A 13,293-nucleotide genomic window follows, 5' to 3' on the forward strand; every position below is an offset into this window, starting at 1 on the left:
GCACCGGATCGGTGACCCCTACGCGGAGTCACCACCAACGGTCCCGATGTTCAAGCAATGGTAAATTGTTAGGGTCAGTAACTAGATATAGTAAGTAAAATTCCGGGAGTGCTTCGCCCGGAAAACCACCAGGAAGGACCCGGCCCCTGACTGTCGACCGCCTCAACGAACTCCTGCTGATCTGCTCCTTCGTACTGCTCATCGCCGTGGCGGCCGTACGGATCTCCTCGCGCAGCGGGCTCCCCAGCCTGCTCGTCTACCTGGGGATCGGGGTCGCCATAGGGTCGGACGGCATCGGAGTCCGGTTCAACAATGCCGAACTGACCCAGATCCTCGGCTATGCCGCACTTGTGGTGATCCTGGCCGAAGGCGGTCTGGGCACGAAGTGGAAAGAGATCAGACCGGCCCTGCCCCAGGCCGCGTTGCTCTCCACCCTCGGAGTCGCGGTGAGCGTGGGGGTCACCGCGGCCGGTGCGCACTATCTGGTCGGGCTGGAGTGGCGGCAGGCGCTCCTCATCGGCGCGGTGGTCTCCTCCACCGATGCCGCGGCGGTCTTCTCGGTGCTGCGCAGCGTGCCGCTGCCGGCCCGCCTCACCGGCGTCCTGGAGGCCGAATCCGGCTTCAACGACGCCCCGGTGGTCATCCTGGTCGTCGCGTTCTCCACCGCGGGCCCGGTCGAGCACTGGTACATCCTCATCGGCGAGATCGCCCTGGAGCTGGCCATCGGGGCCGCGATCGGCCTGGCGATCGGCTGGCTCGGCGCGTACGGCATGCGGCACGTGGCGCTGCCGGCCTCCGGGCTGTACCCGATCGCCGTCATGGCCATCGCCGTCTCCGCGTACGCCGCGGGCGCCCTCGCGCACGGCTCCGGCTTCCTCGCGGTCTACCTGGCGTCGATGGTGCTCGGGAACTCCAAGCTGCCGCACTCGGCGGCCACTCGCGGCTTCGCCGAGGGGCTGGGCTGGCTCGGCCAGATCGGCATGTTCATCCTGCTCGGCCTGCTCGTCACGCCGCACAACCTGGGCGACGACATCCTGCCCGCCATCGTCATCGGGCTGATACTGACGTGTATCGCCCGCCCGCTGTCCGTGCTGTTCACCCTGCGGCCCTTCCATATGCCGTGGCGCGAGCAGGCGCTGCTCTCGTGGGCGGGACTGCGCGGCGCCGTGCCCATCGTGCTGGCGACGATCCCGATGGTCGGCAAGGTCCCCGAGAGCGAACGCGTCTTCAACATCGTGTTCGTCCTCGTGGTCGTCTACACCCTCGTGCAGGGCCCGACGCTGCCCTGGCTGGCCCGGCGGCTGCACATCGGCGACAAGGAGGAGGCCGCCGACCTCGGTATCGAGTCCGCGCCCCTGGAGCGGCTGCGCGGCCATCTCCTGTCGACCGCGATCGGCCCCCATTCGCGGATGCACGGCGTGGAGATCGCCGAGCTGCGGATGCCGACCGGCGCGGCGGTCACCCTCGTCGTCCGGGACGGCAAGAGCTTCGTACCGTCCCCCACGACCGTTCTGCGACGCGGTGACGAGCTCCTGGTCGTCGCCACCGACCCGGTGCGGGACGCCGCCGAGCGGCGCCTCCAGGCGGTCTCCCAGGGCGGCAAGCTGGCGGGCTGGCTCGGTACGAGCGGGGCGTCGGCGCCCCGGAGATGAGGGGCGGGCGCGGCTCTCCCGTAGTGGACGGAGCCCCGCCCCTCAAGGCGCGGTCGCCGCCCCGCCGTTCCCAGGTGTGGGACGCATCTCACCACGTGGATCGCAGGCCGCGGCGCCCTTTCGCCTGTAGCATGGAAATGCAATGCACGACACCCACTCTGCCTGATGCAGAGCTGGCGCGACCGCTCGGCGGCCGCGGTCCCCTGCGTGACGCAGCCACCTCTCAGGTGCGGACCCGGTATCACTCGGTCCAGCGCGAGAGGACAGCTCTCGGCGCGTTCTCCGTGACCACCTCACGGGCGCGTCACCAGGCGGCAGAAAGGCTTGGCCGTGGCATCCACGGTCCAGAACGCATCACCGGTCCAGGACGAGTCGGCGACCGCTGGCAGCACTCCTACCGGCAACTCCTCCGGCAAGCGCCCCGGATACGGGCAACTGCTGCGCACTCCGGGAGCGTGGACGTTCGTCCTGCCCGGCTTCCTGGCCCGGCAGCCCTTCGCGATGCTCACCATCGGCATCGTCCTGCTCGTCCAGCACACCACCGGCTCCTTCGGCACCGCGGGCGCGGTGTCCGCCGCCACCGGCATCTCCATGGCGCTGTTCGCCCCGCAGAGCGGCAAGCTCGCCGACCGCTTCGGGCAGCGCGCCGTGCTGCTCCCCGGGGTGGCCGTGCACACCGCCTCCGTGGCGGCACTGATCACCCTGGCACTGCTGCACGCGCCGCTGTGGGCGCTGTTGGCCGTCGCGGTCCCCACGGGCGCCTCGACGCCTCAGGTGGGGCCGATGGTGCGCGCACGATGGGCGGCGCGGCTGAGCGACAGCCCGCTGATGTCCACCGCGGCCGCGTTCGAGTCCGTGACCGACGAGTTCACCTTCGTCGTGGGCCCGGTGCTGGCCACCGCCCTGTGCACGAGCGTCCACCCGGCGGCCGGGCTGGTCGCCGAGGCCGTACTGACGCTGGCCGGCGGCCTGCTCTTCGCGTCGCAGCACCGCAGCCAGCCGACCGCGCACCGCACGAAGCAGACCGGCGAGAAGCGCGTCTCGGCCCTCTCCGTGCCCGGCGTACGGGTGCTCATCGCCGTCTTCCTCGGCATCGGCTCGGTCTTCGGCGGCATGCAGGTCTCGTTGACGGCCTTCACGGAGTCCATCGGGCAGCCGGGCATCAACGGCGTGCTCTACGGCATCTTCGCGGCGGGCAACATGACCGCGGGCATCGTCTGCGGCGCGATCGCATGGAAGACCGGCCCGCGCCGCCGACTGCTCGTCGCCTACGGGCTGCTGGCGCTGGCCACCACCCCGCTCTGGGCGCTCACCGCGGTTCCGCTGCTGGGCGCCACCGGCCTGGTGGTCGGCCTGTGCATCGCGCCGGCCCTGATCACCGGCTACACGCTGGTCGAGTCCCTGGTGCCGGCCTCGGCCCGTACGGAGGCGTTCACGTGGCTCACGGGTGCGGTGGCGCTGGGCCAGGCCGCGGCCGCCACGACCGCGGGGCAGCTCGCGGACCGCTTCGGGCCCAGCGCCGGTTTCCTCGTGCCGCTGGCCGGTACGGCGCTGGCCTTCCTGGTGCTCGCGAGCCTGCGCGGACGCCTGATTTCGCCCGGTAAGGGACGGGTCGCGGCGCGTGGAGTCGGTCACCGTACGCCGGTCACAGTGGACTGACGCGCCGGAATACTGCACTATGGATCGTCGTTAGCACTCAATGAGTGAGAGTGCCAGGAGGAAGACAAGTGCCGACCTACCAGTACCAGTGCACCGAGTGCGGCGAGGGCCTCGAGGCCGTCCAGAAGTTCACCGATGACGCACTCACCGAGTGCCCGAACTGCCAGGGCCGTCTGAAGAAGGTCTTCTCGGCGGTCGGCATCGTCTTCAAGGGCTCCGGCTTCTACCGGAACGACAGCCGCGGTTCCTCGTCGAGCAGCAGCCCGGCGTCGACCTCTTCGTCGAGCTCGTCCTCCTCGTCGAGCGGCTCCGACAGCAAGTCGTCGAGCTCCTCCTCGACCACCTCCGGCAGCAGCTCCGCCTCGACCACGTCGAGCACCAGCAGCTCCGCCGCCTGACAACGCTCCCCGAGGACCCCGCCGTCGCCCGACGGCGGGGTCCTCGGCATTCCGTCGTACGCGGCCGATTCGGGGCCATGGGCCGGTAGTCTGCCGGGCATGGCGGACGCGGAGATCGGCGTGATCGGCGGTTCGGGCTTCTACTCCTTCCTCGACGAGGTGACCGAGGTCACGGTCGAAACCCCGTACGGGCCGCCCAGCGACTCGCTCTTCCTCGGGCAGGTCGCCGGCCGGCAGGTCGCCTTCCTGCCCCGGCACGGCCGCGGCCACCACCTCCCGCCGCACCGCATCAACTACCGCGCCAACCTGTGGGCGCTGCGCGCGGCCGGCGTCCGCCAGGTCCTGGGCCCGTGCGCCGTCGGCGGCCTGCGTCCGGAGTTCGGGCCGGGCACGCTCCTCGTGCCGGACCAGATCGTGGACCGCACGAAAACCCGCACGCAGACGTACTTCGACGGGGTGCCGCTCCCGGACGGGAGCATGCCGAACGTCGTGCACACCGCCTTCGCCGACCCGTACTGCCCGGTCGGCCGCCGGGCGGCCGTCGACGCGGCACGCGGGCGCGACTGGGAACCGGTCGACGGCGGCACGCTCGTGGTCGTCGAGGGCCCTCGCTTCTCCACCCGCGCGGAGTCCCGCTGGCACGCCGCGCAGGGCTGGTCGGTGGTCGGCATGACGGGCCACCCCGAAGCCGTCCTGGCCCGCGAACTGGGCCTCTGCTACACCTCACTGACCCTGGTCACGGACCTGGACGCGGGCGCCGAGGCCGGTACCGGCGTCTCCCACGACGAGGTGCTGCGGGTCTTCGCCGAGAACATCGGCCGGCTGCGCGAGGTCCTCTTCGACGCGGTGGCCGCCCTGCCGGCGACTGCGGGGCGCGACTGCGCATGCGCCGCCGGCCACGGCGACCGCGAGTTGGGGATCGAGCTGCCCTGACGGCGGGCCGCCCACCCTCGCGGGTGACGGGGATGTACACAACCAGCGGGTAGCCGCTCCACCCGTCCACAGGCCCCGCGGTCTTCGCCGAATTCGGTCAGGGTGGTCACGACCGACGGCCCGGCGCACCGACGCCGGGCGCGTGCCCCCCTGCTCCGGCGGTGACCGTCATGACACCTTCCCCCTACACCAACCCTCCGCTCCCCGCACCCCCGTTGTGTGAGGTTCCACACTTCGAGCCATTCCGCATCCGCGGTGCGCGACGCCGATGCACACCCCTGCCGAGAACCCGGTGGTACGCCGTTTTCGCTGGCCTGGCAGCCATGGCGGCCGCGCTGGCCATCGCCGCACCGGCCGACGAATCCCGCGCCGAGGGCGGTTTCGACCATTCCGTTCTACTGGCCGATACGCACGCGGCAAGCAAAACTGGTGCGAACGGTGGGACGGCCACGCGATGTCGCAATGTGGCGATTTCGCCCCGTACGGCGGTAACGCCATGCTGATCCGTACTCACACTCCGTTCACACCTCGGTCCCTTTTGACCGTTTGGGCGGCTGCGTTCCACCGTTTCGTAAGTTGTGCCGATGCTCCGGGCGGGCGCGGCATCCGTAGTGCGTGTGAGAAGAGGCTGTCAGGTGAGCGACGAGAAGAACGGCGTCCTGCAGGGATTCAAGGAATTCCTGCTGCGCGGCAACGTGATCGAGCTTGCGGTTGCCGTCGTGGTCGGAGCCGCGTTCACCAACATCGTGAACGCTGTGGTGAAGGGCGTCATCAACCCGATCGTCGGCGCACTCGGGTCGCAGAACCTCGACCATTACAAGTCGTGCCTGAGCGCCTCGTGCCACCCGGACCCGAAGACCGGCGAATTCACCGACGGCATCTACATCCTCTGGGGCTCGGTGCTCAGCGCCGCGCTGACGTTCCTGATCACCGCCGCGGTCGTCTACTTCCTCATGATCCTTCCGATGAACAAGTGGAAGGCACGCCAGGAGGCCAAGAAGCCGGTCGAGGAGGAGCCGGTGGACCCGACCGAGGTCGAGCTGCTGATGCAGATCCGCGATGCGCTGGTCAGCCAGCGGAACGGCGCGGAGCCCGGCACGGGCGCGAACGCGATTCCCGGCCCCGCCGCCGGCCCCGTCTCCACGGACAAGTCGCAGAACTGACGCGGACGGCCGCCCCACGCCACAGCCACGGCTCTCCGGACAGCAGCGCGAACAGCTCTCCGGAGAGCCACAGCGGAGGCCCTGCGGGAAGCCGCGGAAGAGATCTCGCGGCAAGCCGTGGAAGAGGTCCCGCGGGAAGCCGCGGAGGAGGCCTCGCCGGGAGCCTCGGAGACGGCGTTTCCGGAGGGCTGTCGGCGCGGCTCCACGGAGCCGTCAGAGGTGGTGGGGCGGCTTCTCGTCCAGGAAGCGTGCCAGGTCGGCGGCGCTTCCGCCGCCCGGACCGGGACGCTCGCCCCAGCCCCGGTCCGTGTCATCGGACGACTGCTGGTCCAGCGGATCATCGAAGATCAACGCGGCAGCCCCCGGTCGGCTCTCGCCCGCGCTCGGGCGGTCCTCGTTCTCAGTTGCGGCGTCCGCTGTCTCACTCACCCCTCCAGGGTACGACCGGTTCAGTCGACCGAGAGGGCCTCGTGCCACCAGTGGTCGCGGCCCGACTCCCAGGCGACGGGGCGCGGGCAGCGGTTCACGACGAGCACCGTCCGTACGTCCGTGCCGCCACGCGCCAGCGCCCGGTCGAGCACCGACTTCACCGGGCGCACCGCACCCTCCCAGAAGCCGGCGTCGGCGGTGATCACGACGTTCGCCCCCGCGCTCCTGAGCCGGTCGGCGAGCTCCGGGGCCCGCAACGACACGGGCAGGGTGCTGCGCACGGCGTCGATCCGGCCGCACGCCAGCGTGGCGATCACCGACTCGGGGACCAGCGGCAGGTGGACGGCCACCCGGTCGCCGGCGCGGACGCCGGCGCGGGTCAGGGCGGCGGCGGCCCGTACCGACTGGTCGATGAGTTGCTCGTGGGTCAGTTCTTCGAAGCGGCCCGGCTCACCGGTCCAGCTCAGGGCGACCTTCATCGCTTGCGGAACGAGGCCCGGACCATCGGGCTCGGAGGGTACGCGGCGCAACATGCGGCCAGCGTGGCGCCCGCGGATCAACGTTCATTGAACGTGCGATGGATGCCCCCGCCATCGACTGCGGGAAGGACCCCCGGGAGCCCGGCGACACCGTCGCCACGGACCGCCGTGGAGCGTCCTGGTGTGCCCTCGCCTCCGCCCCGTGCCCCTGAGAGTCTGTGGACAACCCGCCGGGCGGGCTTTCGGTCCCGGGCCGGCGGTGCTCACCGCTCACCGCATCAGGAGGCGTACATGTCCACCTCACCTCACCCGCACGGAACGCCGTCCTCGGCAGAGGACCGCTCCCGGGTCCATCACGGCATCGTCATCGTCGGCGGCGGCACCGCCGGCATCACCGTGGCCGCACGGCTGCGGCGGGCCGGAGCGCCGGACGTGGCGGTGCTGGAGCCTTCCGGCACGCACTGGTATCAGCCGCTGTGGACGCTGGTCGGAGGCGGCCAGGCGCCGCTGCGGGCGTCGTTACGCACCGAGGCCGAGGTCATGCCGGACGGCGTGCACTGGCTGCGGGAGTCGGCGGTGTCCGTCGACGCGGCCACGCGCACGGTCGGCACGGCGTCGGGCCGGACCGTCTCGTACGACCGGCTGGTGCTCGCGCCGGGGCTGCGGCTGGACCCCGACGGGGTACCCGGCCTCGCGCAGGCCCTCGGCCACGACGGCGTGACCAGCAACTACCTGCCCGAGCTGGCACCGCTCACGTGGGAGCTGATCCGCGACATGAAGAGCGGCACGGCGGTGTTCACGATGCCGGCCGGGCCGGTGAAGTGCGGCGGCGCACCGCAGAAGATCGCGTACTTGGCGGCCGACCACTGGCGCAAGCGCGGTGTGCTGGACCGCATCCGGGTCGTCCTCGTGCTGCCCGACACGGCGATGTTCAAGGTGCCGGAGTTCGGCCGGGTGCTGGAGGACGTGGCCCTGCGGTACGGCATCGACGTACGGCTGCGGTCGGAGATGGTGTCCGTGGACGGCACGGCGCGCGAGGCCGTGATCGTGAACCACGCGACCGGCGACAAGGAGACGATCTCCTACGACCTGTTGCACGCCGTGCCGCCGCAGGCGGCCCCCGAGTGGATAGCCGGCGGACCGCTGGCCGACCCGGACTCGCCCTTCGGCTACGTGAAGGCCGACCCGGCGACGTTGCAGCACCCCGACCATCCCGAGGTGTTCGCGCTCGGGGACGTGGCGAACCTCCCGACGTCCAAGACCGGCGCGGCGGTCCGCAAGCAGGCCCCGGTGGTGGTCGCCAACCTCCGGGACTCGCTGCGTGGCCGGCCGCTCCGGGCCCGGTACGACGGGTACACGTCCTGTCCGCTGGTCACCGCGCGCCACAAGATGCTGCTGGCGGAGTTCGACTACGAGCTGAAGCCCGCTCCTTCGGTGCCGTTCGTGGACACGGCGAAGGAGCGGACGGACATGTGGTTCCTCAAGCGGTACGGGCTGCCGCAGTTCTACTGGCACGGGATGCTCAAGGGCCTGGCCTGACTCCGCAGCGGACTCGGCAGCGGACACCGCAGCGGACACCGCCGCCGGCCCTGCCGCGCCCTCTGCCGCGCCCCGTCCGCTACGCCGCGGCCGGAAGCGTGTCCGCGACGACGCAGCTGACGTTGTCCGGGGCCCCGGCCGCGCGGGCCAGCTCGATCAGGTCGCGGACGGCCTGTTCGGGCGTGCCGCCGGAAGCCAGGACGCCGCGCAGGTCGGCGTCGCGGACCACGCCGTACAGGCCGTCGGAGCAGAGGAGGTAGCGGTCGCCGGGCCGGGCGTCGGGCAGCTTCACGTCCGGCACGGAGCGCTCGCCGTCCCGGCCGTCCAGCGCCCGCAGCAGCAGGGACCGCTGCGGGTGCGCGGCCGCCTCCTCCAGGGTGAGCCGGCCCTCGTCGACGAGGGACTGGACGAGGGTGTGGTCGTGCGTGATGCGGAAGAAGCAGCCGTCGCGGAGCAGGTAGGCGCGGGAGTCGCCGACGTGCACCAGCGCCAGCCGGGAGCCGGTCCACAGCATCGCGGTGAGGGTGGTGCCGCTGTCCTCGCCCGCGCCCCGCTCCGCGACGGCGCGGTTGGCACGCCCGACCGCCTCGCTGAGGGTGTTCAGGATGTCGCCGGGCAGCGGGTCCGGCCCGTCCCCCAGTCCGCGCAGCGCTTCGATGGCGGCGGTGCCGGCCGCCGCGCCGTCCGCGCCGAAGCCGTCGGCGACCGCGAGCAGGCGGCTGTCCGCGTACGCCGTGTCCTGGTTGCCCTCGCGTACCAGTCCGGTGTCCGACAGGGCCGCGTAGCGGATGCCGGTGATCGTCCCGTGGGTCATGGCAGGGTCCCTTCCTCGCAGCTGGTCGATGAGGAAGGCGGCCAGGTCACGGCGGGCCACGGTGTCCGCCTCGACGCCCGCCCAGTACGCCGCGATGTCCGCGGCGGCCTCGGCGGGGGTCAGGTCGCACACCGTCCTGATGCGGGCCAGCGGCATGCCCAGGCGGCGCAGCCACGCCACCAGGCGGGCCCGTTCGAGCTGGTCCTCGGCGTAGAAGCGGTAGCCGCTCAACGGGTCGACGCGGGCGGGGCGGAGCAGGCCCAGGTCGTCGTAGAGCCGCAGCGCCTTCGGGGACAGCCGGGATGCCCGTGCGAACGCCCCGATCGTCAGCAGATCGCCGTCCACCGCCGTCACCGCCTCCCCGTACGCGACCACCGCCGGCATGCCGCAGCCCAACACCCAACTCCCTGAGCCGGGCCGGGCTCCGGCCGCCTTCCACGACCGAGGCTGGGGCTTGCCCCAAGGACAAGGTCAACACCACGACCGGAACACCGACCGGAACACCGGCCGGAGCACCGGCAGCCGGAACGCTGACCCGAACACCGGCGGGAACACCGGCGAGGACACCGGCAGGGACACCGATGGAGACACCGGCCCGGACTTCGGCCGGGACGCCGTTCTCAGGCCTCCGCCCCCTCCTTCCCCAGGCCCGTGAGGGCCGCCGCCACCAGGGCCCGGGTACCCATCGTGAGGGTGGGCTGCTGGACGGGGGCGAAGCGTGCGGAGTGGTTGGAGGGGATGTCCTGGGAGATCCGGCCGGCCTCCAGCGCCTTGCGGAAGGCGGCGGGGTCCCAGCCGCCGAGCCACCAGTAGTACAGCGGCGCCTCCGCAGCGGTCGCGAGCAGGCCCGCGTCCTCGCTGCCGGAGGCCGGGTCGTACGGGAACAGCGCCTGCTCGCCGAAGAGCCCGGCGAAGGAGGCGTTGACCTCGCGCAGCGCGTCCGAGTCGTTGCGGGTGACGGGGAAGTCGGCGATGGTCTCCGTCTCCGGGGCGCGCGCCGCACCGGACGCCGCGGCCTCGGCGCGGGCGATGCGGTCCACGGCGGCCAGCACGCGAGCGCGCACCTCCTCGTCGAAGGTGCGGATGCTGAGCTGGACGGTGGCGTGGTCGGGAATGACGTTCGGGGCGTCGCCCGCGTGGAAGGAGCCGACGGTGACGACGACCTGTTCCCTCGACGCGGTCTCGCGGGCGACGACGGACTGCACGCGCTGCACAAAGGAGGCGGCCATCAGGATCGGGTCGACGGTGGTCTCGGGGCGCGAGCCGTGGCCGCCGGTGCCGTGGAAGGTGATCCGCAGGCTGTCGGCGGCGGCCATGCAGGCGCCGTCGTGGTACGCGATCAGGCCGGCGCCCAGCGGCGCGACGTGCTGGGCGTAGACCACGTCCGGCACCGGGACCTTCTCGTAGAGGCCGTCGTCGATCATCTTCTGGGCTCCGCCGCCGTCCTCCTCGGCGGGCTGGAAGAGCGCGACGAGGGTGCCGGACCAGTGGTCACGGCCGGCGGCCAGCAGCCCGGCGGCGCCGATCAGGCAGGTGACGTGGACGTCATGGCCGCAGGCGTGCATGACGCCCTCGTGGGTGGAGGCGTAGGGCAGTCCGGTCTGTTCGGTCACGGGCAGCGCGTCCATGTCGGCACGGAGCAGGACCGTCGGTCCGTCACCGTTGCGCAGCACGCCCACCACACCGGTACGGCCGATGCCGGTGAGCACGTCGAAGCCGTCGGCTTTCAGGCGCCGGGCGACCTCGGCGGCGGTGCGGGTCTCCTGGAAAGAGAGTTCGGGGTTCCGGTGGAGATCTTCGTAGAGGGCTTCGAGGTCCGCCATGCGGGCGTCGAGCGGGGCCAGGACCATCTCACGCGCACGATCGCTCATGTGCCGTATTCGATCACGGAAATCCCGTACCGGGACAGAGGACGCGGCGCGTCGGCGAGTGCCACCGGACACCCGCCACGACCGGGCGGTAACAGGGCCGTACGCCCCTCGGCAACAGGATCGAACGCCCTCGGTAACACGACCGTACGCCCCGCGGTAACAGGGCCGTAGCCCCTCGGTGGCAAGGCCGACAGGAGGTCTCAGGTGGCCGGAGTTCGCAGGGTGTTCGGGAGGCGACGGTGACAGGCGGGCCCCGCGCTGCCACGGTGGACCCTCGATACGGGACGACTCAGCTCGGCGCATGTGAGTGACCCGGTTCATGTGAGTGACGGGAGGCGGACGTTGACCACATCATCAGCCGGCCGGTCCACGGAGCGGCCCACGAACCCGCCCACGGCCCCGCTCGCCGGCCGTCCGGCGAACCCCGCCGACGGCCGGGTGCCGGAGGACCCGGTCGCGTTTCTGATCGAGCATGCGCTGGGGCACCTGTTCTCCGCCGCGCTGCGCACCGCCGTGCAGTACCGCATCGCGGACCACCTCGCGGAGGGGCCGCGTACGGTCGAGCAGCTCGCCGCCGCCACCGGCACACACGCTCCCCACCTGCGGCGCCTGCTGCGCTACCTCGCCACCCGGGACATCTTCCGCGAAGACGCGACCGGCGCTTTCCATCTGACGCCGGGCGCGCGGCCGCTCCGTTCCGATGAGCCGCACTCGCTGCGGGACGCGGTGCTGATGATGACCGACGAGACGTTCCGGCGGTCCTCGGCGGCGCTCGCGGAGACGGTACGGACCGCCGGACCCTCCTTCGACCGGATCTTCGGGGCGCCGCTCTTCGAGTTCCTGGCCGCCGACCCCGGTACGCGGGAGCTGTTCGACACGGGCATGGCGTCCCTGTCCGGGCCGGTGGACGGGCTGGTCGCGGAGAGCTACCCGTTCCCCGAGGGCAGCACGGTGGTCGACGTCGGAGGCGGGCGGGGCGGGCTGCTGCGCGCCGTCCTGGAGCTGCACCCCTCGGTCACCGGGGTGCTCCACGACCAGGAGCCGGCGATCGCCCGGCACGTGCTGGACGTGCCGGATCTGGCGGGCCGCTGGTGCGCCGAGACGGGGGATTTCTTCGCATCCGTACCGGAGGGCGGCGACGTGTACGTGCTCAAGCACGTGCTGCACGACTGGCCGGACTCCGCGTGCGTGGACATCCTGCGGCGGGTGCGGGACGTGGTCCCGGCGCAGGGCCGGCTGCTGATCGTGGACGCCGTGCTGCCGCCGGGCAACGCGCCGCACTACGGGAAGGCGATGGACGTGGCGATGATGGCGGTCGTCGACGGCCGGGAGCGAACCGCCGAGGAGTACGCCACGCTGCTGTCGGCGGCGGACTTCCGGCTGACGCGCGTCCTGTCCACGCCCGCCTTCCCCTCGATCGTGGAGTCGGTGCCGGCGGCGCGGACGACACCCCGGACGGCGGGCGGAACGGACCACACAGCTGGAGCCCGGCTGCCCTGACCTACCGGAGCCCGGCTGCCCTGATCTACCGGAGCCCGGCTGCCCCGACCGACCGGAGTCCGGCTGCCCTGACCTACCGGAGCTCGCCTCCTCGGCCTATCGGAGCTCGCCTCCCCCCGGCGCCTCCCCCCCCGGCCGACCGGAGTCCCGCTCCCTTGCTCCGGCAGGGCCTGGCGCCTACCCCGGCAAGGCCTGGCGCCTACCCCGGTAGGGCCTGGCCCGGTGCTCGTAGGCGCAGGGCGGCCAGCGGTATGAAGCCGCCCGGGCCGCCGCCGGTGTCCGCGGCCCGCCCGTACAGGCGGCGCAGCATCGACACCGCTACCCGCTCGCCCTGGTTCTTGGCGCGCTCGGCGCGCGGCCCGGCGTGCAGTCCGTCCACGGTGGCGTGCCACAGCTGGACCCAGCGCCCGAAGTGCGCGGCGGTCAGCGGGCGGGCACGGTGCAGTCCGGCGTGCACACCGAAGGCGTCGCGGCGGTAGTCGGCGGTGCGGAACAGCGCCCGCTCCCAGAAGTCGGTGATCGCCGGCAGGTGGGCGTCCAGGTCGGTGCCCGCGACGTCGGTGAAGAACGGGCCGATCAGCGGGTCGGCGAAGGCGGCGGTGTAGAAGCGGCGCAGCAGCCGGTCGAGGTCCGGGCGACCCGCGATGTCCGAGCGGCCAGCGGTGCCCGAGCGGCCAGCGGTGTCTGAGCGGCCAGCGGTGTTCGCACGCCCCTCCTGGGGGGCGCCTGCCGGCCCCTCGGGCCGCGGTGCTGCTGTGGGTATGTCGGTCACGTCCTCGCTCCTGCCGCTTCTCCGCGCTCCCCCTGTCCATGGTGCCCCACCCGCAGCCGCGGCTCACCCTCAGCGGGAAACACA

12 protein-coding genes are annotated in these 13,293 nt (G+C 72.1%); 7 read left to right on the forward strand and 5 right to left on the reverse strand.

Going from position 1 to position 13,293, the window contains the following annotated elements; genetic code table 11:
- The first annotated feature begins 146 nt into the window (after positions 1 to 146).
- The 5 genes from IF20_RS09455 (at position 147) to mscL (ending at position 5,805) form a co-directional block, all read left to right on the forward strand.
- Entirely contained in the window at positions 147 to 1,652 is a 1,506-nt protein-coding gene (locus tag IF20_RS09455) for a potassium/proton antiporter (protein WP_052864649.1), read from the forward strand.
- A gap of 435 nt (positions 1,653 to 2,087) precedes the next feature.
- Entirely contained in the window at positions 2,088 to 3,311 is a 1,224-nt protein-coding gene (locus IF20_RS09460; RefSeq protein ID WP_234426599.1) for an MFS transporter, read from the forward strand.
- A gap of 68 nt (positions 3,312 to 3,379) precedes the next feature.
- Positions 3,380 to 3,709, forward strand: coding sequence for an FmdB family zinc ribbon protein (locus IF20_RS37540; RefSeq protein WP_110944017.1), 330 nt, complete (start codon positions 3,380 to 3,382; stop codon positions 3,707 to 3,709).
- 99 nt (positions 3,710 to 3,808) lie between these two features.
- A complete protein-coding gene (locus IF20_RS09465; protein ID WP_052864650.1) occupies positions 3,809 to 4,642 on the forward strand; it encodes an S-methyl-5'-thioadenosine phosphorylase in 834 nt (277 codons plus the stop codon).
- Positions 4,643 to 5,277: 635 nt separating this feature from the next.
- Complete coding sequence (mscL, locus tag IF20_RS09470) at positions 5,278 to 5,805, forward strand: large conductance mechanosensitive channel protein MscL (RefSeq protein ID WP_052864651.1); 528 nt, start codon at positions 5,278 to 5,280, stop codon at positions 5,803 to 5,805.
- A 213-nt stretch (positions 5,806 to 6,018) separates the two neighbouring features.
- Here mscL and IF20_RS39060 read toward each other — a convergent pair whose 3' ends face one another.
- Both IF20_RS39060 and IF20_RS09480 read right to left on the reverse strand, forming a co-directional pair.
- Entirely contained in the window at positions 6,019 to 6,234 is a 216-nt protein-coding gene (locus IF20_RS39060; RefSeq protein WP_052864652.1) for a hypothetical protein, read from the reverse strand.
- 20 nt (positions 6,235 to 6,254) lie between these two features.
- A complete protein-coding gene (locus tag IF20_RS09480; RefSeq protein WP_234426587.1) occupies positions 6,255 to 6,767 on the reverse strand; it encodes an AMP-binding protein in 513 nt (170 codons plus the stop codon).
- 237 nt (positions 6,768 to 7,004) lie between these two features.
- On the opposite strand from IF20_RS09480, the gene IF20_RS09485 reads away from it, so the two are divergent.
- Positions 7,005 to 8,252 (forward strand): NAD(P)/FAD-dependent oxidoreductase, encoded by a 1,248-nt coding sequence (locus IF20_RS09485; protein WP_052864654.1) that lies wholly within the window; start codon positions 7,005 to 7,007, stop codon positions 8,250 to 8,252.
- A 79-nt stretch (positions 8,253 to 8,331) separates the two neighbouring features.
- Here the strand turns inward: IF20_RS09485 and IF20_RS09490 are convergent, their stop codons facing one another.
- Together IF20_RS09490 and IF20_RS09495 are read right to left on the reverse strand one after the other, a co-directional pair.
- Entirely contained in the window at positions 8,332 to 9,450 is a 1,119-nt protein-coding gene (locus IF20_RS09490; RefSeq protein WP_110944019.1) for a MerR family transcriptional regulator, read from the reverse strand.
- 236 nt (positions 9,451 to 9,686) lie between these two features.
- Complete coding sequence (locus IF20_RS09495) at positions 9,687 to 10,937, reverse strand: amidohydrolase (RefSeq protein ID WP_110944020.1); 1,251 nt, start codon at positions 10,935 to 10,937, stop codon at positions 9,687 to 9,689.
- 342 nt (positions 10,938 to 11,279) lie between these two features.
- Between IF20_RS09495 and IF20_RS09500 the strand changes: the two genes are divergently transcribed.
- Positions 11,280 to 12,437 carry a methyltransferase gene (locus IF20_RS09500; RefSeq protein ID WP_324605563.1) on the forward strand — a complete coding sequence of 386 codons (1,158 nt, stop codon included), beginning with the start codon at positions 11,280 to 11,282 and terminating at the stop codon, positions 12,435 to 12,437.
- Between the two features lie 199 nt (positions 12,438 to 12,636).
- Here the strand turns inward: IF20_RS09500 and IF20_RS09505 are convergent, their stop codons facing one another.
- Complete coding sequence (locus IF20_RS09505; RefSeq protein ID WP_234426588.1) at positions 12,637 to 13,209, reverse strand: group III truncated hemoglobin; 573 nt, start codon at positions 13,207 to 13,209, stop codon at positions 12,637 to 12,639.
- Positions 13,210 to 13,293 lie beyond the last annotated feature (84 nt).

Source organism: Streptomyces niger, from assembly GCF_000718305.1.
Classification (GTDB): Bacteria; Actinomycetota; Actinomycetes; order Streptomycetales; family Streptomycetaceae; genus Streptomyces; species Streptomyces niger.

Bases quoted from the DNA above. Each gene is read 5' to 3' on its own strand.
- IF20_RS09465 (WP_052864650.1), top strand. From the start codon at position 3,809: ATGGCGGACGCGGAGATCGGCGTGATCGGCGGTTCGGGCTTCTACTCC.
- IF20_RS09480 (WP_234426587.1), bottom strand. From the start codon at position 6,767: ATGTTGCGCCGCGTACCCTCCGAGCCCGATGGTCCGGGCCTCGTTCCG.
- IF20_RS09485 (WP_052864654.1), top strand. From the start codon at position 7,005: ATGTCCACCTCACCTCACCCGCACGGAACGCCGTCCTCGGCAGAGGAC.
- IF20_RS09490 (WP_110944019.1), bottom strand. From the start codon at position 9,450: ATGCCGGCGGTGGTCGCGTACGGGGAGGCGGTGACGGCGGTGGACGGC.
- IF20_RS09495 (WP_110944020.1), bottom strand. From the start codon at position 10,937: ATGAGCGATCGTGCGCGTGAGATGGTCCTGGCCCCGCTCGACGCCCGC.